Genomic DNA, 24,889 nt, shown 5'->3' with positions numbered 1-24,889 from the left:
CTAGGGTGTGTTATTGGAACGACGCAGCCCGGAGAGCCGCGTCGGAAGTTGCCGCACGGATTTTACTTTGACATTGACGTAACCGGGGCATTTCAAGGTCCTCGGAAGCGAGGCTTTTCCAATCGGATCGCTGATCCGGAGATATTGCGTGACCCAAACTGTGCGCAGGCCGAGCTGGCGCGCGGTGCGCAGGTTGGCCAGCGTGTCCTCGACCAGGATGCAGCGCTGGGCCGCAATGCCGTGCTTGCGCAGCAGGCGGCGCAGCATCAGCTTCGACGGTTTGGGCCGCAACTGGCCATGCACGTGCATGTGCTCGATCGCCACATGCTGCGAGAAATGATTGTGCAATTTCAGGCGGCGCACGATCTCGGTCGAATAGCTGTTCGGCGCATTGGTCAGCAGGATCTTGCGGCCCGGCAGGCGGCGCAACAGGCGCGCCAGGCCGCGCTCGGCGCGCAGCAGGGCGTCGAGGGGGCCGATATCGTGGGTCTGGTGCAGGAAATCCTTCGAACACACCTGATGGTGGCGCATCATGCCGAGCAGGGTGGCGCCGTAGCGCTTCCAGTAGCCGAGGCGCGCGGCGTCGACCATTTCTTGCGTGGCCGGCACGCCGTCGATGCTCAGCACGCGCGCGATATACGTGTTCATATTGGCGCTGATCGCCGGGAAGATCGCGTGCGAGGCGTCGTGCAGGGTGTTATCGAGGTCGAATAGCCAGACCGGGGCTTGGAGCGAAGAGTGGGACACGGGAATTCAATCGCAGTGGATGCAACACGCGATTATGCCAGCGGCGCATGACAACGTCATGGAGCGAGGAAAAACAGAAGGGGGAGGGGTATTGCAGGAAGAAATGGTGCCCTTGACGTGGATTGAACACGTGGCCTCTCCCTTACCAAGGGAGTGCTCTACCACTGAGCTACAAGGGCATCTTGTTTTTCGTGGCGACTGTTGCCGCCACAAAAAATTTAGTGAGACCGGATCATAGTGCCAAAAGCCTGTTCGGTCAAGACTTCGAGCAGTAAAGAGTGCTCGATGCGGCCATCGATGATGTGCACGGTGTTCACGCCCGACTTGGCCGCGTCCAGTGCCGACGAAATCTTTGGCAGCATGCCGCCCGAAATCGTGCCGTCCGCGAACATCTCGTCGATTTCGCGCGCCGACAGGTCGGTCACCAGATTGCCCGCTTTATCTTGCACGCCGGCGATGTTGGTCATCATGATCAGCTTTTCGGCTTTCAGGATTTCCGCGATCTTGCCGGCGACGACGTCGGCATTGATGTTGTAGGCCTGGCCGTCCTGGCCGAAACCGATCGGCGAGATGATCGGGATGAAGGCGTCGTCCTGCAGCGCTTTCACGACGGCCGGGTTGATCGCTTCGATCTCGCCGACGAAACCGATGTCGAGGAACTCGCCCGGTTTTTCCTTGTCAGGCATCGCCATGCGGCGTGCGCGGATCAGGCCGCCGTCCTTGCCGGTCAGGCCGACCGCCTGGCCACCGTAGTGATTGATCAGCATCACGATGTCTTGCTGGACTTCGCCACCCAGCACCCACTCCACCACTTCCATGGTTTCTTCGTCGGTGATGCGCATGCCCTGCACGAAGGTGCCCTGCTTGCCGATCTTCTTGAGCGCATTGTCGATCTGCGGGCCGCCGCCGTGGACCACGACCGGGTTCATGCCCACCAGCTTGAGCAGGATGACGTCGCGTGCGAAGCCGTGTTTCAGGCGCTCTTCGGTCATGGCATTGCCACCGTATTTGATGACGATGGTCTTGCCGTGGAAGTTGCGGATGTAGGGAAGCGCTTCGGCCAGGATCTGAGCCTTCAAAGCCGTCGAAACGGCGGTCAAGTCGTCAGGTTGGTCGTCGGTCTTCAGGCTGGTCACTTGAGCGTTCATGGAGGGTCCAAAATAAATGTCGCGAGATTTTACAGCCATTGTCGTAAAACCAGCGTAAACCTTGTGGGGAAAGGGCGGCGTCCTGTTGTATTTTATGGCAGCAATCGGTACTTTATCAGTTATGAGTATTTGTACGCGCTGCGGCGCTGAATTTGGGTGTGCGATGACGGATGGCGCCGGGGAGCCGTGCTGGTGCACCAGCTTGCCGCCGGCGGTGGCCGTGCCGCAAGAGGCAGTCGGCTGCTGGTGTCCGGCCTGCCTGCGGGCACATATCGCTGCCCACCCCTCACCACCGCCGGCAACGACGCACTGACACCTCAGCGCCGCGTGCGGAAGAAGCGCATCATCTCGCGGCTTGCGTCCGGCCCCTTGCCATCGGTATAGCTACCGCGCGCATTGCCGCCGAACCAGGCGTGGCCGGCGCCATGCACCAGCCAGTGCTCGGCCTGCACGGTACCGTCCTGGTCCGGATACAGGGTGCGCGTATAGGCGTGGCCGTCCGGCACCCGGCCAGGTTCGGCCATGCCTGGTTGAGCCAGGTGGCGCGCGCCTTGCGCGACCAGTTCATCGCCATTGGCCGGATGCACGGTGGTGTCGCGGTCGCCATGGAAGACGATGATCGGCAGCGGTTGTCCGCCGCCGTCCTGGCTGCGCCGGAAATCGCCCTTCATCGCCGCCAGCGCCGACGACAGATCGTTGGCCGAGGCAAACGGCAGGCCGGAATGCACGCCCACTGCCGCATACAGCTCGGGATACAGCGTGCCCATGATGGTCGCCATCGCGCCGCCGGCGGACAGGCCCGCCACATACACCTGGGCCGGGTCGACCGCGTGGCTGGCCATGATCGCCTGCGTCATGCCGGCGATGATCGAGGGCTCGCCTTCGTCGCGGCGCTGGTCGACCGCATTGAACCAGTTCCAGCAGCGCGAGGGATTCGCGCCCTTGCTCTGGGCCGGATACAGCACCAGGCAGCCGAACTCTTCGGCCAGCGCATTCATCTGGGTGCCGTTGGCAAAGTCGTCCGGGTCCTGGGTGCAGCCGTGCAGCATCACCAGCAAGGTCGCCGGGGCGCCGTTGTAGCTGCCCGGGATATAGAGCTTGTACTCGCGGCGGCCGGCGGCGTTCACGTGGAAACCGTCGACGAAGTTGCCGGCATGGCGTTCACGCGCCGGCTGCACCGGCGCCGGCGCGGGTGGCGCCGTAAAATCGCGCAGCTGGCGCTGGGCCACCCGCTGCATGGCCGCCGCATTCTTCATGGCCTGCTGCACGGCGGCGCCGGGCGCGGCCGGTCCCGTGCGCCACAGCGAGCGGGTAGCCGAGCGCATCTGCGCCAGCAGTAGTCGGTTGAGTTTCATGGCAATCCTTTTTGTGCACTGCACCAATTTCAGGCCACGAGCTTACACCAACCTGTCAAACGCTGCCGAACGAGTTGCTGCGGCATTTCTGAGATTTATTTACCCACAGGTCTCCACGTATTCGACGGCCGGTTTGACGCCGGCGCGCATGCGCTTGATCTTTCCCTGGCTGGCCTCGAAGATCAGCGCCTTGTCCTCACCTTGCGGTAGCACCAGGTATTGGCCGTTCTTGTCGTATTTGTGCAGTTCGCTGCGCATGGCCGGGGCATGGCGTAGCGCCACCTTGGCCGACATGCGGGCCGTGATGCCGGCGCTGTTGCGCACCACGCCCTTGGCGTCGGCGCGCGTGATCACGCCGTTCTCGACCATGAAGCGCACTTGCGGATAACGCTTGAAGCCGACCATGGAACAAGCCGGATCGGCGGGCCGCGGCGTGGCGCGTTGACCAAGCTTGTGCTCGACCTGGTCGAGTCGTTGGCCAAACTGGATCTTGCCGTAGCCGTCGGGCGACAGGGTCTGGCTCGATGCGGTGGCGGAAACGCCCAGCAGGGCGGTCAGTACGATGAAACGAATTTTCATGGGTCACCTCGTGCAAAATGGCACTGTATTGACGAGTATAGTGACTCACAAGCAAAAACGGCGCTGGACTGCCGAACACGCGATAATGCGGCTCCACTACACCTTCGCACCAGGCTTTAAGGCAATGGCTCCAGAACTGCAAACTCCCGTCCCTTCGCCCTGCATCAATATCTGCAAGATGGTGCCCGAAACCGGCCTGTGCCAGGGCTGCATGCGCACGATCGACGAGATCCGCGCCTGGCGCAATGCGAGCGAGGACGACAAGCGCGCGATCTGGGCCGAGATCCGCCGCCGCGAAGCCGCGCTGTTCGGCGCCGACTGAGGCCGGGCCATGGACCTGCGCTTGCCCCCGTCGGTTCATGTGCTTGAGCGCAATTGGCTGTCGTCAAATAACGTCCTACTGATCGGGCCTGGCGACACGGCCCTGATCGACAGCGGCTATGTCACCCACGCATCGCAGACGCTGGCGCTGGTGCGCCATGTGCTCGGCGCACGGCCGCTCGACCGCCTGCTCAACACCCACCTGCACTCCGACCACTGCGGCGGCAACGCGGCCCTGCAGGCGGCCTATGGCTGCCACACGGCGATCCCCGCGCTGGATGCCGACAAGGTCGCGCGCTGGGACGACGACGCATTGAGTTTTCGCGCCACCGGCCAACAATGTCCGCGCTTCGGCTTCGATGGCGTGCTGGCGCCCGGAGACGTGCTGCGGCTGGGCGGCCTGCGCTGGCAGGTATTGGCCGCGCCGGGCCACGATCCGCATGCGCTGCTCATCTTTTGTGCAGAAGAGGGCGTGCTGGTGTCGGGCGATGCGCTGTGGCAGGACGGTTTTGGTGTGATTTTCCCCGAACTGGCCGGCGAACCCGGTTTCGATGAGGTCGGGGCTACGCTCGAGCTGATCGACAGCCTGGCGCCGCGCGTGGTCATTCCGGGCCATGGGCCGGTGTTCGGCGACGTCGATGCCGCGCTGGAGCGGGCCAGGCAGCGCCTCGACTACCTGGCGGCCGACCCGGCGCGCAATGCGCGCAACGCGGTCAAGGTGCTGGTCAAGTTCCTGTTGCTCGAGCGTGGGAAGATTGCCTTGGCGACGTTGCCGGGGCTGCTAGCAGCCATCCCGTTGATCGAGCGGGTGCGGTCGGCCATGCTGGGAATGGATGCGGACGAGCTGGGGGAATGGGCCGCCACGGCGCTGGTGCGCGCCGGCGCCGCACGGATCGAGGGTGAGCATTTGCTCGATGTTTAGAGCCTATCCCGGTAGGTGGGAGTCGCTCCTGGCGCGCCTGGCTGGCGTGTGCTGCGTTGCTCGTCGTTGCATGGCTCGCCATGCGGCCTCCTCGCGCCTTGCCCACGCCAGCCATGCATCGCCTACGCGCATGTCGCCATGAGCTTCCCCCCACCTACCGGGATAGGCTCTTAGAGGAAGGCATCTATCCACATCGATCTAGCACGACCGTTCTTTTTTCGGCGCTATAATGATTTGATTCACTATCCAACCACCGAGAGCTGCCCATGACGATGCCCGCCGTGCTGCAAGACCTGTCCCTTCCCGTGATCGCTTCGCCGATGTTCATCGCCAGCGGTCCCGCCCTGGTGGCGGCCCAGTGCAAGGCCGGCATCGTCGGTTCTTTCCCGGCCCTGAACGCCCGCCCGGCCGAGCTGCTCGACACCTGGCTGACCGATTTGCAGCGCGAACTGGCCGAGTACGCGGCCGCCAATCCGGGCGCGAAAGTCGGGCCGATCGCGGTCAACCAGATCGTCCATCAATCGAACGACCGCCTGGCGCACGACGTCGAGGTCTGCGTCAGGCACCAGGTGCCGATCATCATCTCGTCGCTGCGCGCGCCGCCGCGCGAGATGATGGACGCGGTGCATTCGTATGGCGGCATCGTGATGCACGACGTGGTCTCGATCCGCCATGCCGAGAAGGCGCTGGAGGCGGGCGTCGATGGCCTGATCCTGGTGGCCGCCGGCGCCGGCGGCCATGCGGGCGCGCTGTCGCCGTTTGCGCTGGTGGGCGAGGTACGCAAGTTCTTCAAGGGGCCGATCGCCCTGTCCGGATCGATCGCAACGGGCGACGCGATCCTGGCCGCGCAGGCGATGGGGGCCGACTTCGCCTACATCGGTTCGCGCTGGCTGGCCACGAAGGAGTCGAACGTCAGCGATGGCTATCGCGATGCGATCGTCGAATCGAGCGCGGCGGACGTGGTGTACACCAACCTGTTCACCGGCGTGCACGGCAACTACCTGAAGAAATCGATCGTGGCGGCCGGGCTCGATCCGGATAAGCTGCCTGAATCGGACAAGAGCAAGATGAGCTTCGGTTCGGGCGCGGCCAAGGCCTGGCGCGATATCTGGGGCGCGGGCCAGGGCGTGGGCCTGATGGACGACGTGCCGACGGTGGCCGTGATGGTCGAGCGGCTCAAGCGGGAATACGACGCGGCGCGTGCGCGGTTGGCGTTGTAGGCACGTGATTGCGGGCGCTGGTTGAACGCGTCGGCGGCGAAGCCGCCAACCCTACGCCGGCTTCAAATCCTCGGGCCGGATCGTCCACAAGCCCGGCAGGTTGCGCCAGTAGCCATACACGTCCATGCCGAAGCCGACCACGAATTTGTTCGGCAGGGTCAACCCAACCAGGTCGGCCTCGATCGGCTTGGCGCGGCCCAGGTCCTTGTCGGCAAATACCGCGACGATCACCTCGGCCGCGCCCATGTCGAGCAGGCGCTGCTTGACGTGGGCCAGGGTCTCGCCTTCGTCCAGGATATCGTCCACCACCACGATCTTGCGGCCGACCACGTTCTGGCGCGGGATCACCTTCCAGACGATCTCGCCGCCGCGGTCTTCGTCGCCATAGCGGCTGACATGGATGTAGTCGAAGTCGAGCGGGAAGGTCAGTTGCGGCAGCAGGTGGCCGGTGAACACCACCGCGCCGCCCATCACGCCCAGCACCAGCGGGAACTCGGCCGCATCCTCGGCGCCGAAGCGGGTGTTGAGTGCATCGGCAACGCGCCGCACGGCGGCATTCACTTCAATGGGTTCGACGATCTCGGTGGCATTCGCCAGTAGCGCTCGCGCGCGCTCGTGGTGGAATTCGTGCATGGTCTTCAGGGTCAGTTGAGTGCCTGGCCATTATGCGTCATCCGACAGAGGCATGCGTTCCCGTTGGCCATTCGGAAGGATTGCGGCGTATGATACGTGGCTTGGAAAACCAAACCGACGCACTTAGCCATGTCCCATAACGAATTCCAGGCCGCACGTGCAGGCCGCCTCGCGCAACTGCGCGCCGCCATGGCGCGCCACGGCATCGACGCCTATATCGTCCCGTCGAGCGATCCGCATCTGTCCGAATACCTGCCCGGCCACTGGAAGGGCCGCGAATGGCTGTCAGGCTTCACCGGCTCGGTCGGCACCTTCATCGCCACCGCCGGTTTCGCCGGCGTCTGGACCGATGGCCGCTACTTCACCCAGGCCGAGACCGAACTGGCCGGCTCGGAGATCGCGCTGATGAAGATCCCGGGCGCCGCGAGCCAGTTGCACGTCGACTGGCTGGCCGCGAACCTGGCCGTGGGCCAGACCGCTGCGGTCGATGCGCGCGTGCTGGGCCTGGCCGGCGCCCGCCTGTTGGGCGATGCCTTGAAGGCCAGGGGAGTCAACCTGCGTACCGACATCGACCTGCTCGATGAGGTGTGGAGCGAGCGTCCATCGCTGCCGACCGAGCCTGTCTTCGAACACCTGGCGCCATACGCGACTGTCAGCCGCGCCGACAAGCTGCACGCCACGCGCGCTGCGATGGAAGCGCACGGCGCCGGCTTCCACTTCATCTCGACCCTGGACGACATCGCCTACCTGTTCAACCTGCGCGGCGCCGACGTCAGCTTCAATCCGGTGTTCCTGGCGCATGCGCTGATCGGCCGCGGCGATGCGACCCTGTTCGTCCTCGACGGTAAAGTGCCTCAGGATGTGCGTGCCCGCCTCGAGGCCGACGACGTGCACCTGGCGCCGTATGCGAACGCCGTGCATGCGCTCGAATCGCTACCAGAAGGCGCGACCCTGTTGCTCGACCCGCGCCGCGTCACCTCCGGCATGCGCGCCGCCGTGGCGCAGGGCGTCAATGTGGTCGAGGCGATCAACCCGACCACCTTCGCCAAATCGCGCAAGCTCGACAGCGAAGCGGTCAATGTGCGCGCCGCGATGGAACAGGATGGCGCCGCGCTGTGCGAATTCTTCGCCGCGCTCGAGCCGCTGCTGGCCGATCCGAACCGCACGCCAATCAACGAAGTCGACATCGACACCCGCATCGTCGCCGCCCGTGCGCGCCGTCCGAATTTCGTCAGTGCGAGCTTCTCGACCATCGCCGGCTTCAACAGCAATGGCGCGATCATGCACTACCGCGCCGAGAGCGCGAGCTGCGCGGTCATCGAAGGCGACGGCCTGCTGCTGATCGACTCGGGCGGCCAGTACCTGGGCGGCACCACCGACATCACGCGCGTGATCCCGGTCGGCACGCCGGGCAGCGCGCAGATGCGCGACTACACGCTGGTGCTCAAGGGCCTGATCAACCTGTCGGCCGCGCGCTTCCCGCGCGGCACCCGCGCGCCGATGCTCGACGCGATCGCGCGCGCGCCGATCTGGGCCGCCGGCATCGACTATGGCCACGGCACCGGCCATGGCGTCGGTTATTTCCTGAACGTGCACGAAGGCCCGCAGACGATTTCGCCGGCGGTGCCGCCGGAACCGCATACCGCGATGGAGCCGGGCATGATCACCTCGATCGAGCCGGGCATCTATCGCCCGGGCCGCTGGGGCATCCGCATCGAGAACCTGGTGCTGAATGAACATGTCGAAACGTCCGAGTTCGGCGAATACCTCGGCTTCGAGACCCTGACCCTGTGCCCGATCGATACGCGCTGCCTCGATAAATCGTTGCTGCGCCCCGACGAAATCGCGTGGCTGAACGACTACCACGCGACCGTGCGCGCGCGCCTGACGCCGCACGTCGAGGGCCCGGCCTTCGAGTGGCTGATGCTGCGCACGGAGGCGATCTGATATGGCCAGCTCGCGTTCCACCCGTGCCAGCACCGCCGTCGAGCGCCTCAAGCAGCGCACCGGGAACAACCTGTACTCGATGGCGCGCACCGGCGACGGCCACTTCTACCTGTCCGAAGCGCCCGGCAGCCCGCCGCTGTGCCCACCGATGGAGCTCGACGACTTCGTCGTCTTCGTCAAGGGACTGGGACCGCAGGAGCAGCCGCGCATCAGCAAGAACGACCTGGCCTTCGAAAAGCAGCTGGTCAAGAAGAAGCCCTGAGGCTTGACGCAATTCCAACGCGATAGCGCATGACCGAATACAACCTGATCGCGGCCTATTGGTCGAAGAACGAGCTGTTCACCAATGGCCTGATCCTGTTGCACCTGGTCGGGGCCTTGCTGCTTGGCCTGCTGGTCGGCTACGAGCGCGCCTACCACGGCCGCGCGGCCGGCATGCGCACCTATGGCCTGGTGTGCATGGCCTCGGCCGCGCTGACCATCCTGGCCGGCTATCCAGACTTCTGGTACGGTGGCCATTCGGGCATCCTGGCGCCGATCGATCCGACCCGCATCATCCAGGGCGTGGTCACCGGCATCGGCTTCCTCGGCGCCGGCGTCATCATGCGCGACGGCTTCAATATCAGCGGCCTGACCACGGCCGCCTCGATCTGGGCTTCGTCGGCGATCGGCATCCTGATCGGCGTCGGCTTCTATCTCGCCGCGATGGGCCTGGCCTTCCTGTCGGCGATGATCATGATCTACCTGAATCGCCTGGAGACCTTCCTGCCGTCGCGCCATGCGGTGGCGGTGCGGATGCGCTTCAAGCAGGAGTTCATGCCGCGCGAAGATGCGATCCGCAAGCTGGCGCTCGAGCGCGGCTACGAGATCGCCGGCAGCTCGCTGACCATCAGCAGCGACGAAGGCCGCCAGGAATGGCGCTTCGTGGCGCTGGCGCTGTCGCGCAAGACCGGCGCGCCGCTGTCGGAGCTGGCGCGCGAGCTGGCGGCCTTTGACGGCGTCGACTCCTTCCAGCTGTCGCACGCGCGTAACTGATCCATCAAGTTCGCAAGACCAAAACAATGCCAAACGGGGTTTTCCAATGGACGCACAAGCAGTTCTCGATTTCTGGTTCCTGCCATCTTCGAACGCAGGCCACGGCAAGCAGCGCGCCGAATGGTTCCGCAAGGACGACGCCTTCGACGCCGCGATCCGCGAACGCTTCGGCGCGGCGATCAACCACGCGATCGCCGGCGGCCTGCGCGAATGGGACGAGCAAGGCCCGCGCGGCGTGCTGGCGCGCATCCTGGTGCTCGACCAGTTCACCCGCAACGCGTATCGCGGCACGCCGGAATCCTTCGCCGGCGACGCACTGGCCTTGAGCGCCGCGCGCCAGCTGGTCGAATCGGGCGCGCACCTGGACTTGAGCCCGTGGGAGCGCTCTTTCGTCTACATGCCGTTCGAGCACGCGGAAGACGCGCGCATGCAAGAACAGGCGGTCGACCTGTTCACCGAGCTGGCCGCCGCGCACGAAGGTTTTGGCCAATCGCTCGACTACGCGCACCGCCACCGCGGCGTGATCGCTCGCTTCGGCCGCTTCCCGCACCGCAATGCCATCCTGGGCCGCGCCTCGACGCCGGAAGAACTCGACTACCTGTCCCAGCCCGGTTCGGGCTTCTGACGTGGCGTCGACCCTGAACCTGATCGGCGCCGGCCATGTCGGCAAGGTGCTGGGCCGGCTGTTTTCGCACGGCGGCATCCTCGAAGTGCAGGACGTGCTGACCCGCTCGCAAGCCAGCGCCCGGGCGGCGGTCGATTTCATTGGCGCCGGCCAGGTTTGCGCCGATCTCGCGGCGCTGCGACCGGCCGATATCTGGCTGCTGGCCGTGAGCGACGACCAGATCGCGCCGATGGCGGCGGCGCTGGCGCAGGCGCAGCAGGACAAGCTGCGCGATGCGGTGGTGTTCCACTGCAGCGGCGCCAAGGCCTCGAACGAACTGCAGGCACTGCGGGACAGGGGCGCGCTGGTCGCCAGCGTGCACCCGATCCGCAGCTTCGCCGATCCCGACGCAGTGGCGCTCGACTTCACCGGCACCTATTGCGGGACCGAGGGTGACGCGGCGGCGCTGGCGCGCCTGACCCCGGCCTTCGAGGCGATCGGCGCCCGCCCGGTGCCGATCGATGCCGCGGCCAAGACGGTCTATCACGCGGCGGCGGTGTTCGCCTCAAACTACCTGACTACGGTGCTCGACGCCGCCTTGCGCGCCTACCAGGCGGCCGGCGTGCCAGAACATGTGGCGCGCGAACTGGCGCGCCCGCTGGCCAGCGAGACCATGGCCAATGTGTTCCGCCTTGGTCCAGCAGCGGCCCTGAGCGGCCCGGTGGCGCGCGGCGACCATGCGACCGTGGCGCGCCAGCAGCAGGCCTTGCTCGAGTGGGATGAAGCGACCGGCAAGCTGTATGAGGCGCTGCTGCCGTTGACGGCCGACCTGGCGCGGCGCAAGCGCGCCGGCGATTGAGCGCCTCATTTTTTTGCCATTCCAATAACGAAGGAAAAACACGATGTTCTTTACCGCCTGGGCCACGCTCGCTGTTCTCGGTGTCTATTTCTGGACCTGGGGCGTCGCCGGCTATGCTCGCGTGCGCTACAAGGTGCCAGCGCCATCGATGGACGGTCCCGAAGCGTTCCAGCGCGCCCACCGTGTCCAGATGAACACGCTGGAAATGCTGCCGCTGGTACTGGTGCCCCTGTGGCTGTGCGCCAGCTTCCTGGGCGATGTGTGGGCGGCGGCCGGCGGCCTGCTGTGGTGCCTGGGCCGCATCCTGTACGCGCTGGGCTATTACCGCGACCCGGCCAAGCGTGAAGCAGGCTTTATTTTGGGCATGCTGGCTTGCGCCGCGCTAATCGGCGCCACAGTTGTTGGTTTATTGATGCGCTAACGCCAAGAAACCCAAGACAAAGGTCGACAAAGTTCCCGTATGGAAATATGCTTGAGGACTGACTGACTAATAAGCATTGCGCGTCCTGTCCTGTAGGTCACTGGCGCGCCAGGAGAACATCTATGTTGTTTCTGAAGAGCACGAGTGTAACCAAGGCACCAGGGATTTATGAGGTCGACATCGCCGCCAAACCGCCGGGCAAGACCTTTGGCGTGTTCCTGGCCACCGACCCGGAAAACCCCCCGAACACCGTGCTTGCCGGCCTTGCCGAGCTGGGTTTCCACAACGTCCACCAGCAAAACTACGTTCACCGCGACAAGGGCAAGGTGCTCGACCTGCACTTCCAGAAAGATGGCACCGATATGTTCAAGGGCTGGAAGGCGGAAGAGTGCAGCGCCAACCTGGCCGCCATCGATGCCCTGTTCGGCAATGTCGGCATCAAGGTGGCGCCACGCGTGATGAGCCTGGCCGAAGCCTACGCCTGATTCTCTACCCCATCACTTCCAGGTGATACAGGGCCCAGGGGCAAGCGCCGAAACGTTGCGCCACCGGGAGCGCTGCCATTTGCGGCACCCGGTCGGCGTCATATACGGCCCATAGCGGCCCCAACCCGCCCAGCGGGATCGGCTTGCCATCCAGGTGGGTGGCGACGATGAAGTTCCACGCCCGCAATTGCCACATCTCGAGCACGGCCGCATAGCCGTCGACCGCCCGCATCAACACCTTGGCCGCATCGCGCGGCCTGGCGCCGGCCTGGGCCAGTACCTCGGCCAGCAAGGGCCCGCGCAGGGTGTGCGGCTTGCCGTCGTATTCCAGGGTCGGGCGGATGGTGCGCGCCGGCAGGGCGGCCAGGGCCGCGAAGTCCAGGGCATAGGCCCGGTCGAAGGCCAGCTTTTGTTTCGCCATCATCTGGTCGAGCGCCGGATCGAGGGCGCCGCGGTTGCTGCGCGTGATCGCGCCGGTGATGGTCAGCAGCGTTGGGCCGGCCGCTTGGGCCGCCGGTCGGCTGGCGAATGCCGGCGCCACGCCCGTGACTAAGGCGGCGCCGAGGAAATGGCGTTTGTCCATGCGAGAATGCGGTATTGGTGGAAAGTCCACCATGATAGCCGTGGTTTTTACTCTTGTTATTGACGATGGATTTGTTTGCCGCCGACGCCATATTGCGTCCGATCCCGTTCGAAGACGGCCAGCTTGCCTGGATGCCCCAGCTGCCGCTGCCCTGGTCCAATGCCGAGGTCATGGCGCGCCTGATCGCCGAGACCGCTTGGCGCGAAGAGACCGTGGTGGTCTATGGCAAACGCCATCTGCAGCCGCGCCTCTCCGCCTGGCATGGCGACGCGGCCTATACCTATTCGGGCCTGCGCCTCGAGCCATTGCCATTGACGCCGCTGCTCGAGACCCTGCGTGGCGCGGTGCAAGCGGCCACCGGGCAGTCCTTCAACAGCGTCCTGCTCAATTATTACCGCAACGAGCGCGACAGCATGGGCATGCACAGCGACGATGAACCGGAACTGGGGCCGCGACCGGCCATCGCATCGCTCAGCCTGGGCGCCGCCCGCACCTTCATCCTGAAGCATAAACACAACAAAAAGACCGTGCGAGTGGATCTGACGGATGGCAGTCTGTTGTTGATGTCCGGTGAAACCCAGAAATATTGGTTGCATGGCATCAATAAGATGACACGCGCGTTACAAGCGCGGGTCAACCTAACTTTCAGGAAAATCATCTAAACTGGCTTCAACCTCTTCGATCCACGCAGAAATATTAATAACCGGCCGGTCAGTAAGTTACACTTTCTTACAGTTCTTACTGAATCACCACTTACTTGACGTTTCGGCAGTGCTATCTTGGTCACATCGCGATTCGTTGGGAATCACGAGCCAGATGAACAAGAAGAGGAATTGAGATGAAAAAGCTGATCGTTGCACTGCTCGCTACCACCGCCGCTGTGTCGGCAGTCCAGGCACAAGAATTCACCCCACGCGCCTATGTTGGCGTCGGTGCGGTGGCTACCGATTATGAAGCCCGTGTCCCAGGTGCAACCAGCGCCGACATCGATACCATCAAGGCATCGGCCAAGCTGTTCGGCGGCTACGAGTTCACCCCGAACTGGGCAGTCGAAGTCGGCCACACCGACTTCCGTAGCGCCGACATCTACTACAGCCTGGGCGCCGCGAACGCCAGCGGCCAGGTAGATGGCCGTTCGACCTACGTCGCTGCCAAGTTCAGCTCGCCGCTGACCGAGAAGCTGGTCGGCTACGCCAAGCTGGGCGTGTCGCATGACGTCAACGAACTGTCGGCCTACAATGCTGTGCTGAACCGTCGTGACAGCGACAACAACGCCTACGGCGCCCTGGGCGTGCAGTACAACATCAACCAGGACGTGGCAGTGATCGCCGAATACGAACGCTTCGGCGGCACCCGCGACTTCGGCGTGCGTCCAAATGCACTGACCATCGGCGCGAAATACTCGTTCTAAGCCGAGCGTGTAGCAAACGAAAAAGGCCCTGCGGGGCCTTTTTTCGTTGCTGGACGAGGCGATATGAGCGGGGACATCTACAGCCGCGCCAATGCCTGGCCTTGCGGCCGATGCACCCACGGCGGCACGATGATCGCCACTTCGGGCGCCGCATGCCCGGCCGAGATGAAGCGGTGCAGCGACGACCAGGGCCAGTGCTGCGCCTCAAGGCAATGGCCATGGCGCACGGCATCGGTGTGGACGTAGTCGACCAGGGCCGCGTAATCGTCGTCCGGCCCCACCCGGTAATGGCGGTAGTGGCGCTCCCACACCGCGCCGTCGTCGACCTCGGGCCGGCCGGTCTTGCGCAAGGCCTTGGAAAAGGCGATCTTGACCGCCCGCCAGCGGCTGGAGCAATCGTGGTCGCCCGGGGGCAGGGTCCAGATCGCATGGGCGTGATCGGGCAGGACGGCCCAGGCGTCGACATGGAAGGGACGGCGCGCACGCGCCAGCCGCATGGCTTCGCCGAATGCGGAAATCTGCTCCGTCAGCAGCATGCTGCCGCGATCGAGCAAGCGCACTGTGAAAAAGAAAGTCCCACCCGGAACCCGGTTGTCGCGGTAATTGAGCATGGTCTGGCCGGCGCCGCGCGCGCAATGCGGCTGCGGTCGACAAGCTTTCGAGAGTCCTGATACTCCAGAGTTTTACACAATTTACATTCAGACCGCGTTCCGTTTCCGCTAATAAAAAAGCCTGCCGAATGGCAGGCTTTCCCTTATGAAACAGACACTTGCAACCTGTCTATATTTTCGATCAGGTCGTCAGCGGCTTGTAGCGGATACGCTTTGGCTTGGCGCCTTCTTCGCCCAGGCGTTTCTTCTTGTCGGCTTCGTATTCCTGGTAGTTACCGTCGAAGAAGGTCACTTGCGAATCGCCTTCGAAGGCCAGGATGTGGGTGGCGATGCGGTCCAGGAACCAGCGATCGTGGGAGATCACCATCACGCTACCGGCGAACTCGAGCAGCGCGTCTTCGAGTGCGCGCAGGGTTTCCACGTCCAGGTCGTTCGACGGTTCATCGAGCAGCAGGACGTTGCCGCCTTGTAGCAGGGTCTTGGCCAGGTGCAGGCGGCCGCGTTCACCGCCCGACAGGTTGCCTACGATCTTCTGTTGGTCGGAACCCTTGAAGTTGAAGCGGCCCAGGTAGGCGCGCGACGGCATCTCGAAGCGGCCGACGCTGAGCATGTCGGCGCCGCCCGAGACGTCTTCGAACACGGTCTTGGCATTGGCCAGTTCGTCGCGGTGCTGGTCGACCAGCGACACGCGTGCGGTCTGGCCGATCGCGACTTCGCCGCTGTCCGGCTGTTCTTTACCGGCGATCATCTTGAACAGGGTCGACTTACCGGCGCCGTTGGGGCCGATGATACCGACGATGGCGCCTGGCGGCACGGTGAACGACAGGTTGTCGATCAGCAGGCGCTCGCCGAAGGCCTTCGAGACGTTCTTGAATTCGATGACTTCATTGCCCAGGCGCTCGGCCACCGGAATAAAGATCTCTTGCGTCTCGTTGCGCTTCTGGTATTCGAACTCGGACAGCTCGTTAAAGCGGGCCAGGCGGGCTTTCGACTTGGCCTGGCGCGCCTTCGGATTCTGGCGCGACCATTCCAGTTCTTTCTGCAGCGCCTTCTGGCGCGCCGATTCGGTCGATTCTTCTTGCTTGAGGCGGGCTTGCTTCTGGTCCAGCCACGACGAGTAATTGCCCTTCCATGGGATGCCATGGCCGCGGTCCAGTTCCAGGATCCATTCGGCGGCGTTGTCGAGGAAGTAGCGATCGTGGGTGATGCCGACCACGGTGCCCGGGAAGCGCAGCAGGAATTGCTCGAGCCACTCGACCGATTCGGCATCCAGGTGGTTGGTCGGTTCGTCGAGCAGCAGCATGTCGGGCTTGGACAGCAGCAGTTTACACAGCGCCACGCGGCGCTTCTCGCCACCCGACAGCACGCCGATCTTCTGGTCCCACGGCGGCAGGCGCAGTGCGTCGGCCGCCATTTCCATCTGCAGGTTCAGGTTGCCGCCATCTGCCGCCGCGATGATCGATTCCAGGCGTTCCTGTTCCTTGGCCAGCGCGTCGAAGTCGGCGTCTTCTTCGGCATAGGCGGCGTACACGGCTTCCAGCTTGGCTTGCGCCTCGAAGGCTTCGCCCAGGCCGGATTCGACCTCCTGGCGCACGGTTTTTTCTGGGTCGAGCTGTGGTTCTTGCGGCAGGTAGCCGATGTTCAGGCCCGGCATCGGGCGCGCTTCGCCCTGGATGTCGGTGTCGATGCCGGCCATGATCTTGAGCAGGGTCGACTTGCCCGAGCCGTTCAGGCCCAGCACGCCGATCTTGGCGCCCGGGAAGAAGGACAGCGAGATGTCCTTGAGAATTTGACGTTTCGGCGGGACGATTTTGCCCACGCGGTTCATGGTATAGACGTAATTGGCCATGCTTTGACTCTGATGTTGTTTAAGGTGCACAGGATACGACAGAACCCGCGCCCGACACAGGATTTCTTGGCCGATGCCATGGAAATCCCGTGCGACGCTGCGCGCGATCAGGTCTTGGCGGCCGGCGCCGACCGGCGCAGCAGGCCTTCGCCGGCGAACAGCAGCAGCGCACCCCAGATCAGCGCGAAGCCGACCAGGCGATCGGCGCTGAAGGCTTCCTTGAACAGCCACACGCCAAGCAGGAATTGCAGGGTCGGCGACAGGTATTGCAGTAGTCCCAGGATCGACAGCGGAATCCGGCGCGCGCCGCTGGCGAACAGCAGCAGCGGGATCGCGGTGAGCGGACCGGCCATTACCAGCAGCACGCGCGTCAGGTCGGAATCGGTATTGATGAACACGTTCTCGCCCTGCACCGTCAGCCAGATGACGTAGGCGGCCGCCAGCGGGAACAGCACGATGGTCTCGAACGACAGGCCCTCGAGCGCGCCGAGCGCCGCGGTCTTGCGCAGCAGGCCGTAGCTGCCGAACGAGAAGGCGAGGAACAGGGCGATCCACGGCACCGTACCGGTCTGCCAGGTGAGCCACCCGACGCCGAGCGCGGCGATGGCGATCGCCACCCACTGCACGCTGCGCAGGCGTTCCTTCAAGATCAGGTAGCCCAGCATGATGTTGACCAGCGGATTGATGAAATAGCCGAGGCTGGCCTCGATCACGTGGTGGTTGGCGACCGACCAGATGTACACCAGCCAGTTGGCGCTGAGCAGCAGGGCCGATAGCACGAAGCTGAAGAATACCCGCGGCTGGCGCACGACACTCAGCCACTTCCACTGGCGCCGCAATATCAGCACGATCAGCAGGAAGCCGAGCGACCACAGCATCCGGTGCGCCAGGATCTGCATCGGCGGTACCTCACCCAGGGCGTGGAAATAGATGGGGAACAGCCCCCAGCAGAGAAAGGCCAGGGCCGCGTAGATGATGCCGGAACGCATGGGGGATGGGGATTGGATTGCAGGGATAACATTATCCCTGAAACCGCACAGGGCTGCTGGCGCGGGCCTGTATTTGCACCAGTGTATGATGCACAACGAAATATTCTTGCTTTTTTCCAGCCACTATTTTATGGTGCGCCGCACCAATACAAAAGCGATGGTGACATCTTGACATCAGATAGCAAGAAAAGCAGCCTGGCTGCGCTCACCCTGGCCGCGGTCGGCATCGTCTACGGCGACATCGGCACCAGCCCCCTGTACACGCTGCGCGCGGTATTCGACGATACCCACGGCCTGCCGCTGAACACCCCGAATATCCTCGGCGTCATCTCGCTGATCTTCTGGGCGCTGACGGTCATCGTTTCGCTCAAGTACGTGACCCTGGTGCTGCGGGCGCACAACCGCGGCGAGGGCGGCATCATGGCCCTGATGGCGCTGGCGACCACCTCGGTGGCGCGCAATTCGCGCTGGAGCTTCCCGCTGCTGGCGATCGGCGTCATCGGCGCCACCATGTTCTATGGCGATAGCGTGATCACGCCGGCGATTTCGGTGCTGGGCGCGATCGAGGGGCTCGAGGTGGCGGCGCCCGGCATGTCGCACTACGTGGTGCCGCTGGCAGTCGTGGTGCTGGTGGCCCTGTACAGCGTGCAACGGCACGGCACGGCCGGCATCGGCCGCTTCTTCGGTCCGGTGATGCTGGTGTGGTTCCTGGCCCTGGCCGCGATGGGCATCGTCAATATCCTCGAATCGCCCGAAATCCTGAACGCGCTCAATCCCTGGCATGCGGCGCACTTCATGCTGGACAATAAACTGCTGGCCTTCATCGCGCTCGGCGCGGTGGTGCTGGCGATTACCGGCGCCGAGGCGCTGTATGCCGACATGGGCCACTTCGGCGCCAAGCCGATCCGCACCGCCTGGTTCCTGATCGCCTACCCGGCGCTGACCCTGAACTACCTGGGCCAGGGCGGCCTGTTGATCGCCGACCCGGGCGCGGTCGAAAACCCGTTCTACCACCAGCTCGGCACCTGGAGCGTGATCCCGCTGGTGATCCTGTCGACGATGGCGGCCGTGATCGCTTCGCAGGCGACGATCTCGGGCACGTATTCGATGACCAAGCAGGCGATCGCACTCGGCCTGCTGCCGCGCATGCGCATCATGCATACCTCGGAAAGCGAGATCGGCCAGATCTATATCCCGGCCGTCAACTGGCTGCAGCTGGCGGTGGTGCTCATCGCCGTGATCGGCTTCGGCTCGTCGGACGAGCTGGCCGGCGCCTACGGCATCGCGGTCACGGCGACCATGACGATGACCACCGTGCTGACCTTCTTCGTCACCCGTTACCGCTGGCGCCTGCCGCTGTGGTTGTGCGTGGGGGCGACCGGCGTCTTCCTGGTGATCGACGTGCTGTTGTTCTCGGCCACCAGCACCAAGATTTTCCACGGCGGCTGGTTCCCGCTGCTGATGGGAGGCGTGCTGCTGACCTTGATGCTGACCTGGAAGCGCGGTCGCGGGCTGGTGTTCGAAAACCTGCAGAAACACGCGATCCCGCTCGACGCCTTCATGGAATCGCTGTTCGTGGCGCCGCCGACCCGGGTGCCGGGCACGGCGATTTTCCTGCGCGGCGAAAGCGATGGCGTACCACATGCGATGTTGCACAACCTGTCGCACAACAAGGTGCTGCACGAGCGGGTCGTGTTCCTGACTGTGCACATGCGCGAAGAACCCTGGGTACCGTTCGAAGAACAGATCGACATCGTCGACCTGGGCCACAACTGCTACCAGCTGAACATCCACTACGGTTTCAAGGACGAGGCCGATATTCCGGACATCCTCGACCGCTGCGCTGCGCTGGGCCTGTCGTTCGAGATGATGGAAACCTCGTTCTTCATCGCGCGCCAGACCGTGATCTCGGCCCCCGGCGGCGGCATGGCGCCGTGGCGCGAGCACCTGTACGTCGCGATGTCGCGCAATGCGCGCAGCGCGGCCGACTATTACCAGATCCGCAGCAACCGGGTGATCGAGCTGGGGACGCAGATCGAGATTTGAGCCCGAAATGGGGCTGCCCGGAAGGTCTTCCTTTCGGGTGTTGTGCAAAAACGTCAGCTTTGCTAGCAGGCCCTCATTGCTAAACTACAATTATTAGACAAATTATGGACAGTTTCATGCGACTGATTCGATAAGGTACGGGGCTTCGTTGCACAAACCTTGTTTGCCTTTCCTTGTCGAGGACACCCCATGAAGCTGAAGTTCCCCCTGATCGCCGCCTTTGCCGCCATGCTCGCCCTGACCGCCTGCGGCGGCGGCAGCGACGACGATAACAAGCCTGTCGTCAGCAGCCCTGCCACGCTGACCTTCAAGGACGATACCGTCGGCACCGGCGCCGTCGCGGCCAAGGGCAAGCGCGTCACCACCCAATACACGCTGTGGCTGTACAACGACAAGGCCGCCGACTTCAAGGGCACGCGCATGGAGGCGGGCGAACTGAAACCCTTCGTCCTCGGCGACGGCAGCGTCATTCCCGGTTTCGACCAGGGCGTCACCGGCATGAAGGTTGGCGGCAAGCGCACCGTCCTGGTCCCGTCCGGCCTCGGCTACGGCGCGCCGGGCCGCGGTCAGATTCCGGGCAATTCGGGCCTGGTGTTCGAGATTGTCCTGAGCAAGGTCGAGTAAGCGGGCGCACCGCGTCGCGATCCACGAACCGGGGCCATGCCCCGGTTTTTTTTCGCGCACGGCTGAGCCGGCGCACATGCTGGCGGGCGGCGGCGGGCCATGCTCGGGGCTTTTCATGCCGAGCCGATCATGCGATCTTTCATCTTGGTCATTGTCCTCCTGCTGCCGCCCTTGGCGGACGCCGCGCCGCCCGGGCCAGTGCCGGCCAAGGTATTTGCGGCCTGTAGCGCCGCTGCGCCGGTCCCGCCCGGCGAACCGCCAGCGTGGCTCCTGCTGGCGGCGGCGGTGATCTTACTGGGCGCTGGCCGGGTGGCAGCATCCTGACGCCAAGCGCCTGCGTCGGCGATGCGTCGCCATGTTGCCGCAATGCGCAGCAGGTATGCTCGGTCGAGCGCGCCATGCTGCGCGCCCTTGTCCATGGAAAATGCCCGATGAGAATCCTGCTGGTAGAAGACGAAACCGAATTGGCCGCCACGGTCGTCGGTGCGCTCGAACGCGAGAAATTCGTCGTCGATCACGTCGACAGCCTGGCGCTTGCGCGCGAGGCGTGCCGCCTGCATGCCTACGACCTGGTCCTGCTCGATCGCACCCTGCCGGATGGCGATGGCCTGACGCTGGTGCCCGCCTTGCGCGCCGCGATTGCCGGCCTGGCCGTCATCGTGCTGAGCGCGCGCGGCGACCTGCTCGACCGCGTCGCCGGCCTCGACGAGGGCGCCGACGATTACCTGGTCAAGCCCTTCGCGCTCGAGGAATTGTTCGCGCGCATACGCGCGGTGCGGCGCCGCCCCGCGGAACTCGGTCCTGAAGAAATCCACGTCGGCGCGCTCGTGTTCGACATCGCCAACGACGAGGCGAGCGTGGCCGGCCTGCGGCTCGATCTCGCCCGGCGCGAGCTGCGCGTGCTGGCCACGCTCGTCAAGCGCCGCGGGCGCACCGTGCCGCGCGAAACGCTCGAGCAGGGCGTATACGGCTTCGACGATGTGATCCAGTCGAACACGCTCGACTCCCATATCTCGCGCCTGCGCCGCAAGCTGGCCGCGGCCGGCGCACAAGTCGAGATCCACGCGATCAAGGGCGTCGGCTACCTGTTGCAGGCGCGGCCGTGAAGCGCAGGCCGCCATCGCTCAAGCGGCCGCTGATCGTCCAGCCGCTGCTGTTCCAGCTCGCCATCCTGGTCGTCAGCTTTCCCATCATCGTCGCGCTGGCGCTGCGCGCCGACAGCGGCGGCGCCTACACCGACGAGCGCATCACCCCTGTGATCGCCGCCGCCATTGTGCGCGCCGACGATGGCGGCCTGGCGGTGCGCATGACGCAGGAACTGGCCGCGCTGCGCGCCGAGACGCCGGCGATGTGGTTCGTGGCCGAAGACGACGATGGCCGCCGTGTCAGCTTCGGCCAGGTGCCGGCGGAGTTTGCGGCTTCGACCGGCCTCCTGCGCCATCTTTCCTACGGACATGTACGTGACCGCTTCGCGCCCCATGCGCTGAGCGCCGTGATCCGGCGCGAAGACTCGCCCGCCGGACCGGTAGCGATCCTGGGACATGGCAAGCTGGTGCGAATAGACATTACCGTCATCGCGGCCTCGGGTGTCACGGCCCTGCCGATCTTTTTGGTGATGGTCGTGGTGTCGCTGGTCGTCATCCCGTGGATCGTGCGGCGTTCTCTGGCCGGCGTGGCCAGGATCGCGCACGAAGCCGAGCAGATCGACGCCGGCCGGCGCGGCATGCGCCTGAGCGAAGCGCAGGTGCCGGCCGAGATCGCACCGCTGGTGCGCGCGGTGAACGACGCCCTCGGCCGTCTCGACGAAGGCTACGAGCGGCAGCGGCGCTTCATCGCCTCGGCCGCCCACGAATTGCGCACGCCGATCGCCATCCTGCGGGTCAAGGTCGATGCGGCCGACGACCCGGCCATGCGCCGGCTCGGCAGCGACGTCGAACGGCTGGCCAACCTGGCCGAACAGATGCTCGACCTGCAGCGCCTGGATGCCGCGCGCCACGACGACGAAGTCGACCTGGCCGCGCTGGCGCGGCGCGTGGCCGGCGAACTGGCGCCGCTCCTGATCGCCGCCGAGCGCACGATCGAGGTCATGGTCGAGCATGCACAAGCGATCCAGGGCGATGCCGGCGCGCTCGAGCGGGTGTTGACGAACCTGGTGCAGAACGCGATCGGGCATGGCGGCCGCCATGTGATCGTGCGCGTGCAGGGCGCGGCGTTCGAGGTCGAGGACGACGGCCCGGGCATCCCGCCCGAAGAGCGCGAACGCGTGTTCGAACCGTTCCACCGCCTGCGTCCGCGCTCGGCCGGCAGCGGGCTTGGCCTGCACCTGGTGCAGCAGGTGGTCGAGCGCCACGGCGGTCGCGTGGCGCTCCTCGGCGCACCCGGCGGCGGCACGCTCGCGCGCGTCGAATTGCGCGCGGCGCGGCCCGCCGCGGTCGATAAGCCGTGAGCCCATGATCCTGCAATCCCGGGCTGTTCTACTGTCTTGTGTGGCGACGCCACGCCTGGCGGCCACGATGGTCGTGCGCCGGGCTATCCAGACAGGAGAACTACAGAATGAACCGAACTTACCTCAACGCGGGCCGCCCGCTATCGACGCTGGCTCTCGTCGCTGCGCTGGGCGCGGGACTTGCCGCATGCGAGTCGTCGGAACAACGGCGCTACGCGAACCTCTCCGAGGATAACAATACCTGCGCCACCTTCGGCGCCGGCCAGGGTTCGCGCGACTACACCGATTGCATGCTCAAGCAGCAAAGCCGGCGCGATAGCGAAAAGCTCAATGCGCTCGAGCGCCAGCGCATCGCGACCCAGAACAGCAAGGACAGCCTCGAGATGGTGCGCAAGCTCGAGTGCGACCGCGAGGCGAAGAAGGACCGCGAGGCCGGCCGCCGGCCGCGCAACTGCCACTGATCCACGCGATCAGCGCAGCATATCGATGTGCATGATGCCATCTTCGTCGTAGGGTTCCGAGACGGTCTGGAAGCCGAAGCTGCCGTAGAAGCGTTCCAGGTATTGCTGGGCGCCGATGCGGATGCGGTGGCCCGGATGCAGTGCCTCGGCCTGGCGGATGCCTTCGTCGATCAGGGCGCGGCCGGCGCCGGTGCCGCGCGCGGCCGGGGTGGTGATCACGCGGCCGATCGACATCTCGTCGTACTTGGCGCCCGGCGCCAGTACGCGCAGGTAGGCGGCCAGGCTGCGCTTGCCGTCCACGGTGCGCCAGCCCAGCAGGTGATGGGCATCGAGGTCGTGGCCGTCGATGTCGGGATACAGGCAGGTCTGCTCGAGGATGAAGACGTTCTGGCGCTGGGCCAGCACTTCGTACAGGTCGAACGGAGACAAGTCGGCGAAACGCGAGAATTGCCAGTCGATCAGGCTAGGGGTGGTCATGGATGCGAAGCGGTGGTGGTTGAATGTGAAGCGAATATCATTCTGCGGCGGTCTCGAAACCTTCCAGCACGTTGACGGTATGGATGCCGAGTTCGGGACCTGGATTGCCGCCCTCGAACATGAAGGCCGTCGGCAGCCCCAGGTGGGCGATGCGTTCGCCGATGCGCAGGAAGTCGCCGCCCTGCAGGCCGAAGCGCGGATCGCGCCCTTGCGCGACCGTATCGACGCCGAGCGACACCACCAGCGCCTGCGGCCGCGCCATCGCGATCTTGAGGCAGGCCGTTTCCAGCGCCGCAAACCAGGCGCCGCTGCCGCAACCGGGCGCCAGCGGGATGTTCATGGTGTGGCCGACGCCGGCGCCGCTCCCGGTCTCGTCGGCATGGCCGAGATAGAACGGATACTCCAGGCGCGGGTCGGCGTGGATCGAGACGAACAGCACGTCGCTGCGGTGATAAAAAATGCTTTGGGTGCCGTTGCCGTGGTGGTAGTCGATGTCGAGTATGGCGACCCGTTCCAGGCCGTCGTCCAGCAGGTGCTGGGCCGCCAGCGCGGCATTGTTCAGGAAGCAGGAACCGCCAAAGAAATCCGCGCCCGCATGGTGGCCCGGCGGACGGGTGAGCGCAAAGGTGCCGCGCTCGCCGCGCTGCAGGGCGTGGGCCGCGTTGACCGCGCAGTCGGCGCCGGTCTTGGCCGCGATCCAGGTGCCGCCCGTCAGCGGGGTGCCGGCGTCCATCGAATACAGGCCGAGGCGGGCGCAGAAGTTCTCGGGCTCGACGTCGTCGCGCAGGGTGCGTACCGGCCATACCGCCGGGAAGGCATCCTTGCCGGCATTGCGCGCGTCGAGACCGATCCACTCGCTCCAGGCCGTGCGCAGGAAGTGCAGGTAGCGCGGGCTGTGCACCCGCTCGAGCGTCATGAGGGGCACGCCGTGCGGCGTGACGATCGCGCCCAGGCCGCGCCGCTCGCATTCTTTCAGCACGATGGCGGCGCGCTCGGGTTTTTCGGAACACGGCACCAGCTCGCCGCGATGGATCTCGACGCGGCCGTCATGCTGGGCATGGTGTTCGTTGTAAAACGTGAGCAAATGGTCCTCGCGGCTGCGGAATCGATCGGGCA

The 24,889-nt window shown here is 64.9% G+C and carries 30 protein-coding genes and 1 tRNA gene; 18 read left to right on the top strand and 13 right to left on the bottom strand.

The window, feature by feature from the left end; all coding sequences use genetic code 11:
• The 3 genes from E8M83_RS06980 to argB form a co-directional block, all read right to left on the bottom strand.
• Positions 1–747, bottom strand: a complete 747-nt coding sequence (locus E8M83_RS06980; RefSeq protein WP_137172633.1) for a pyrimidine 5'-nucleotidase — start codon at positions 745–747, stop codon at positions 1–3.
• A 104-nt stretch (positions 748–851) separates the two neighbouring features.
• Positions 852–926, bottom strand: a tRNA-Thr gene (locus tag E8M83_RS06975).
• 39 nt (positions 927–965) lie between these two features.
• Positions 966–1,895, bottom strand: coding sequence for an acetylglutamate kinase (gene argB / locus E8M83_RS06970; RefSeq protein ID WP_137172632.1), 930 nt, complete (start codon positions 1,893–1,895; stop codon positions 966–968).
• 94 nt (positions 1,896–1,989) lie between these two features.
• Here argB and E8M83_RS06965 point away from each other — a divergent pair, with 94 nt between their 5' ends.
• Positions 1,990–2,208: a cysteine-rich CWC family protein gene (locus E8M83_RS06965; RefSeq protein WP_307721850.1), complete on the top strand. Its 219-nt coding sequence runs from the start codon at positions 1,990–1,992 to the stop codon at positions 2,206–2,208.
• A gap of 4 nt (positions 2,209–2,212) precedes the next feature.
• Here the strand turns inward: E8M83_RS06965 and E8M83_RS06960 are convergent, their stop codons facing one another.
• Together E8M83_RS06960 and E8M83_RS06955 are read right to left on the bottom strand one after the other, a co-directional pair.
• Positions 2,213–3,250 (bottom strand): PHB depolymerase family esterase, encoded by a 1,038-nt coding sequence (locus E8M83_RS06960; protein ID WP_137172630.1) that lies wholly within the window; start codon positions 3,248–3,250, stop codon positions 2,213–2,215.
• 99 nt (positions 3,251–3,349) lie between these two features.
• Positions 3,350–3,829 carry a hypothetical protein gene (locus tag E8M83_RS06955; protein ID WP_137172629.1) on the bottom strand — a complete coding sequence of 160 codons (480 nt, stop codon included), beginning with the start codon at positions 3,827–3,829 and terminating at the stop codon, positions 3,350–3,352.
• A 124-nt stretch (positions 3,830–3,953) separates the two neighbouring features.
• Here E8M83_RS06955 and E8M83_RS06950 point away from each other — a divergent pair, with 124 nt between their 5' ends.
• From E8M83_RS06950 to E8M83_RS06940, 3 genes are all read left to right on the top strand, one after another.
• Entirely contained in the window at positions 3,954–4,151 is a 198-nt protein-coding gene (locus E8M83_RS06950; protein WP_137172628.1) for a DUF1289 domain-containing protein, read from the top strand.
• 9 nt (positions 4,152–4,160) lie between these two features.
• Positions 4,161–5,072, top strand: a complete 912-nt coding sequence (locus tag E8M83_RS06945; RefSeq protein WP_137172627.1) for an MBL fold metallo-hydrolase — start codon at positions 4,161–4,163, stop codon at positions 5,070–5,072.
• Between the two features lie 266 nt (positions 5,073–5,338).
• On the top strand, positions 5,339–6,292 hold the full coding sequence (locus tag E8M83_RS06940; protein WP_137172626.1) for a nitronate monooxygenase family protein: 954 nt from the start codon (positions 5,339–5,341) through the stop codon (positions 6,290–6,292).
• A 51-nt stretch (positions 6,293–6,343) separates the two neighbouring features.
• Here E8M83_RS06940 and E8M83_RS06935 read toward each other — a convergent pair whose 3' ends face one another.
• Positions 6,344–6,925: a hypoxanthine-guanine phosphoribosyltransferase gene (locus E8M83_RS06935; RefSeq protein WP_137172625.1), complete on the bottom strand. Its 582-nt coding sequence runs from the start codon at positions 6,923–6,925 to the stop codon at positions 6,344–6,346.
• A 129-nt stretch (positions 6,926–7,054) separates the two neighbouring features.
• Here E8M83_RS06935 and E8M83_RS06930 point away from each other — a divergent pair, with 129 nt between their 5' ends.
• From E8M83_RS06930 to E8M83_RS06900, 7 genes are all read left to right on the top strand, one after another.
• The gene (locus E8M83_RS06930) at positions 7,055–8,872 is read left to right on the top strand and encodes an aminopeptidase P family protein (protein ID WP_137172624.1); all 1,818 of its coding nucleotides are present in this window, start codon (positions 7,055–7,057) and stop codon (positions 8,870–8,872) included.
• Position 8,873: 1 nt separating this feature from the next.
• Positions 8,874–9,134, top strand: a complete 261-nt coding sequence (locus E8M83_RS06925; RefSeq protein ID WP_137172623.1) for a hypothetical protein — start codon at positions 8,874–8,876, stop codon at positions 9,132–9,134.
• Positions 9,135–9,163: 29 nt separating this feature from the next.
• Complete coding sequence (locus tag E8M83_RS06920) at positions 9,164–9,907, top strand: MgtC/SapB family protein (protein WP_137172622.1); 744 nt, start codon at positions 9,164–9,166, stop codon at positions 9,905–9,907.
• 46 nt (positions 9,908–9,953) lie between these two features.
• Positions 9,954–10,532 (top strand): DUF924 family protein, encoded by a 579-nt coding sequence (locus tag E8M83_RS06915; protein WP_137172621.1) that lies wholly within the window; start codon positions 9,954–9,956, stop codon positions 10,530–10,532.
• Between the two features lies 1 nt (position 10,533).
• Entirely contained in the window at positions 10,534–11,370 is an 837-nt protein-coding gene (locus E8M83_RS06910) for a Rossmann-like and DUF2520 domain-containing protein (RefSeq protein ID WP_137172620.1), read from the top strand.
• A gap of 43 nt (positions 11,371–11,413) precedes the next feature.
• Positions 11,414–11,791: an MAPEG family protein gene (locus tag E8M83_RS06905; protein ID WP_137172619.1), complete on the top strand. Its 378-nt coding sequence runs from the start codon at positions 11,414–11,416 to the stop codon at positions 11,789–11,791.
• Between the two features lie 122 nt (positions 11,792–11,913).
• Positions 11,914–12,276, top strand: a complete 363-nt coding sequence (locus E8M83_RS06900; RefSeq protein ID WP_137172618.1) for a hypothetical protein — start codon at positions 11,914–11,916, stop codon at positions 12,274–12,276.
• A 4-nt stretch (positions 12,277–12,280) separates the two neighbouring features.
• Here E8M83_RS06900 and E8M83_RS06895 read toward each other — a convergent pair whose 3' ends face one another.
• Positions 12,281–12,859, bottom strand: coding sequence for a molybdopterin-dependent oxidoreductase (locus tag E8M83_RS06895; protein ID WP_137172617.1), 579 nt, complete (start codon positions 12,857–12,859; stop codon positions 12,281–12,283).
• 65 nt (positions 12,860–12,924) lie between these two features.
• Here E8M83_RS06895 and E8M83_RS06890 point away from each other — a divergent pair, with 65 nt between their 5' ends.
• Together E8M83_RS06890 and E8M83_RS06885 are read left to right on the top strand one after the other, a co-directional pair.
• On the top strand, positions 12,925–13,521 hold the full coding sequence (locus tag E8M83_RS06890; RefSeq protein WP_137172616.1) for an alpha-ketoglutarate-dependent dioxygenase AlkB: 597 nt from the start codon (positions 12,925–12,927) through the stop codon (positions 13,519–13,521).
• A 176-nt stretch (positions 13,522–13,697) separates the two neighbouring features.
• Positions 13,698–14,270 carry a porin family protein gene (locus E8M83_RS06885; RefSeq protein ID WP_137172615.1) on the top strand — a complete coding sequence of 191 codons (573 nt, stop codon included), beginning with the start codon at positions 13,698–13,700 and terminating at the stop codon, positions 14,268–14,270.
• Between the two features lie 77 nt (positions 14,271–14,347).
• On the opposite strand, the gene E8M83_RS06880 is transcribed toward E8M83_RS06885, so the two are convergent.
• The 3 genes from E8M83_RS06880 to rarD form a co-directional block, all read right to left on the bottom strand.
• The gene (locus E8M83_RS06880; RefSeq protein ID WP_137172614.1) at positions 14,348–14,881 is read right to left on the bottom strand and encodes a transposase; all 534 of its coding nucleotides are present in this window, start codon (positions 14,879–14,881) and stop codon (positions 14,348–14,350) included.
• A 181-nt stretch (positions 14,882–15,062) separates the two neighbouring features.
• Positions 15,063–16,730: an energy-dependent translational throttle protein EttA gene (gene ettA, locus E8M83_RS06875; RefSeq protein ID WP_137172613.1), complete on the bottom strand. Its 1,668-nt coding sequence runs from the start codon at positions 16,728–16,730 to the stop codon at positions 15,063–15,065.
• A 107-nt stretch (positions 16,731–16,837) separates the two neighbouring features.
• Positions 16,838–17,719, bottom strand: a complete 882-nt coding sequence (gene rarD / locus E8M83_RS06870) for an EamA family transporter RarD (RefSeq protein WP_137172612.1) — start codon at positions 17,717–17,719, stop codon at positions 16,838–16,840.
• 168 nt (positions 17,720–17,887) lie between these two features.
• On the opposite strand from rarD, the gene E8M83_RS06865 reads away from it, so the two are divergent.
• Positions 17,888–19,765 carry a potassium transporter Kup gene (locus E8M83_RS06865; RefSeq protein ID WP_137172611.1) on the top strand — a complete coding sequence of 626 codons (1,878 nt, stop codon included), beginning with the start codon at positions 17,888–17,890 and terminating at the stop codon, positions 19,763–19,765.
• Between the two features lie 189 nt (positions 19,766–19,954).
• Positions 19,955–20,389, top strand: coding sequence for an FKBP-type peptidyl-prolyl cis-trans isomerase (locus tag E8M83_RS06860; RefSeq protein ID WP_137172610.1), 435 nt, complete (start codon positions 19,955–19,957; stop codon positions 20,387–20,389).
• Between the two features lie 113 nt (positions 20,390–20,502).
• Here E8M83_RS06860 and E8M83_RS06855 read toward each other — a convergent pair whose 3' ends face one another.
• Entirely contained in the window at positions 20,503–20,907 is a 405-nt protein-coding gene (locus E8M83_RS06855; RefSeq protein WP_170976706.1) for a hypothetical protein, read from the bottom strand.
• On the opposite strand from E8M83_RS06855, the gene E8M83_RS06850 reads away from it, so the two are divergent.
• From E8M83_RS06850 to E8M83_RS06840, 3 genes are all read left to right on the top strand, one after another.
• Positions 20,854–21,495 (top strand): response regulator transcription factor, encoded by a 642-nt coding sequence (locus tag E8M83_RS06850; RefSeq protein WP_229491442.1) that lies wholly within the window; start codon positions 20,854–20,856, stop codon positions 21,493–21,495. The two genes, E8M83_RS06855 and E8M83_RS06850, sit on opposite strands and share 54 nt — an antisense overlap.
• The gene (locus E8M83_RS06845; RefSeq protein ID WP_137172607.1) at positions 21,492–22,835 is read left to right on the top strand and encodes a HAMP domain-containing sensor histidine kinase; all 1,344 of its coding nucleotides are present in this window, start codon (positions 21,492–21,494) and stop codon (positions 22,833–22,835) included. The genes E8M83_RS06850 and E8M83_RS06845 overlap by 4 nt, the downstream gene beginning before the upstream one ends.
• 107 nt (positions 22,836–22,942) lie before the next feature.
• The gene (locus E8M83_RS06840) at positions 22,943–23,296 is read left to right on the top strand and encodes a hypothetical protein (protein ID WP_137172606.1); all 354 of its coding nucleotides are present in this window, start codon (positions 22,943–22,945) and stop codon (positions 23,294–23,296) included.
• 9 nt (positions 23,297–23,305) lie between these two features.
• On the opposite strand, the gene E8M83_RS06835 is transcribed toward E8M83_RS06840, so the two are convergent.
• Together E8M83_RS06835 and E8M83_RS06830 are read right to left on the bottom strand one after the other, a co-directional pair.
• Positions 23,306–23,773, bottom strand: a complete 468-nt coding sequence (locus E8M83_RS06835) for a GNAT family N-acetyltransferase (protein ID WP_170976715.1) — start codon at positions 23,771–23,773, stop codon at positions 23,306–23,308.
• Positions 23,774–23,810: 37 nt separating this feature from the next.
• Complete coding sequence (locus E8M83_RS06830; protein WP_137172605.1) at positions 23,811–24,857, bottom strand: histone deacetylase family protein; 1,047 nt, start codon at positions 24,855–24,857, stop codon at positions 23,811–23,813.
• Positions 24,858–24,889: the final 32 nt, after the last annotated feature.

Origin of the sequence: Massilia sp. HP4 (assembly GCF_005222695.1) — a bacterium.
Taxonomy (GTDB): Bacteria; Pseudomonadota; Gammaproteobacteria; order Burkholderiales; family Burkholderiaceae_D; genus Telluria.
This window is presented reverse-complemented; position numbering and strand designations above follow the sequence as displayed.

Coding starts and splice junctions, on each gene's coding strand:
- E8M83_RS06895 (WP_137172617.1), bottom strand. CDS start 12,859: ATGGACAAACGCCATTTCCTCGGCGCCGCCTTAGTCACGGGCGTGGCG.
- E8M83_RS06915 (WP_137172621.1), top strand. CDS start 9,954: ATGGACGCACAAGCAGTTCTCGATTTCTGGTTCCTGCCATCTTCGAAC.
- E8M83_RS06880 (WP_137172614.1), bottom strand. CDS start 14,881: ATGCTCAATTACCGCGACAACCGGGTTCCGGGTGGGACTTTCTTTTTC.
- E8M83_RS06900 (WP_137172618.1), top strand. CDS start 11,914: ATGTTGTTTCTGAAGAGCACGAGTGTAACCAAGGCACCAGGGATTTAT.
- argB (WP_137172632.1), bottom strand. CDS start 1,895: ATGAACGCTCAAGTGACCAGCCTGAAGACCGACGACCAACCTGACGAC.
- E8M83_RS06940 (WP_137172626.1), top strand. CDS start 5,339: ATGACGATGCCCGCCGTGCTGCAAGACCTGTCCCTTCCCGTGATCGCT.
- E8M83_RS06835 (WP_170976715.1), bottom strand. CDS start 23,773: ATGACCACCCCTAGCCTGATCGACTGGCAATTCTCGCGTTTCGCCGAC.
- E8M83_RS06840 (WP_137172606.1), top strand. CDS start 22,943: ATGAACCGAACTTACCTCAACGCGGGCCGCCCGCTATCGACGCTGGCT.
- E8M83_RS06960 (WP_137172630.1), bottom strand. CDS start 3,250: ATGAAACTCAACCGACTACTGCTGGCGCAGATGCGCTCGGCTACCCGC.
- E8M83_RS06890 (WP_137172616.1), top strand. CDS start 12,925: ATGGATTTGTTTGCCGCCGACGCCATATTGCGTCCGATCCCGTTCGAA.
- ettA (WP_137172613.1), bottom strand. CDS start 16,730: ATGGCCAATTACGTCTATACCATGAACCGCGTGGGCAAAATCGTCCCG.
- E8M83_RS06965 (WP_307721850.1), top strand. CDS start 1,990: ATGGCAGCAATCGGTACTTTATCAGTTATGAGTATTTGTACGCGCTGC.
- rarD (WP_137172612.1), bottom strand. CDS start 17,719: ATGCGTTCCGGCATCATCTACGCGGCCCTGGCCTTTCTCTGCTGGGGG.
- E8M83_RS06920 (WP_137172622.1), top strand. CDS start 9,164: ATGACCGAATACAACCTGATCGCGGCCTATTGGTCGAAGAACGAGCTG.
- E8M83_RS06930 (WP_137172624.1), top strand. CDS start 7,055: ATGTCCCATAACGAATTCCAGGCCGCACGTGCAGGCCGCCTCGCGCAA.
- E8M83_RS06935 (WP_137172625.1), bottom strand. CDS start 6,925: ATGCACGAATTCCACCACGAGCGCGCGCGAGCGCTACTGGCGAATGCC.
- E8M83_RS06950 (WP_137172628.1), top strand. CDS start 3,954: ATGGCTCCAGAACTGCAAACTCCCGTCCCTTCGCCCTGCATCAATATC.
- E8M83_RS06905 (WP_137172619.1), top strand. CDS start 11,414: ATGTTCTTTACCGCCTGGGCCACGCTCGCTGTTCTCGGTGTCTATTTC.
- E8M83_RS06955 (WP_137172629.1), bottom strand. CDS start 3,829: ATGAAAATTCGTTTCATCGTACTGACCGCCCTGCTGGGCGTTTCCGCC.
- E8M83_RS06860 (WP_137172610.1), top strand. CDS start 19,955: ATGAAGCTGAAGTTCCCCCTGATCGCCGCCTTTGCCGCCATGCTCGCC.
- E8M83_RS06885 (WP_137172615.1), top strand. CDS start 13,698: ATGAAAAAGCTGATCGTTGCACTGCTCGCTACCACCGCCGCTGTGTCG.
- E8M83_RS06945 (WP_137172627.1), top strand. CDS start 4,161: ATGGACCTGCGCTTGCCCCCGTCGGTTCATGTGCTTGAGCGCAATTGG.
- E8M83_RS06925 (WP_137172623.1), top strand. CDS start 8,874: ATGGCCAGCTCGCGTTCCACCCGTGCCAGCACCGCCGTCGAGCGCCTC.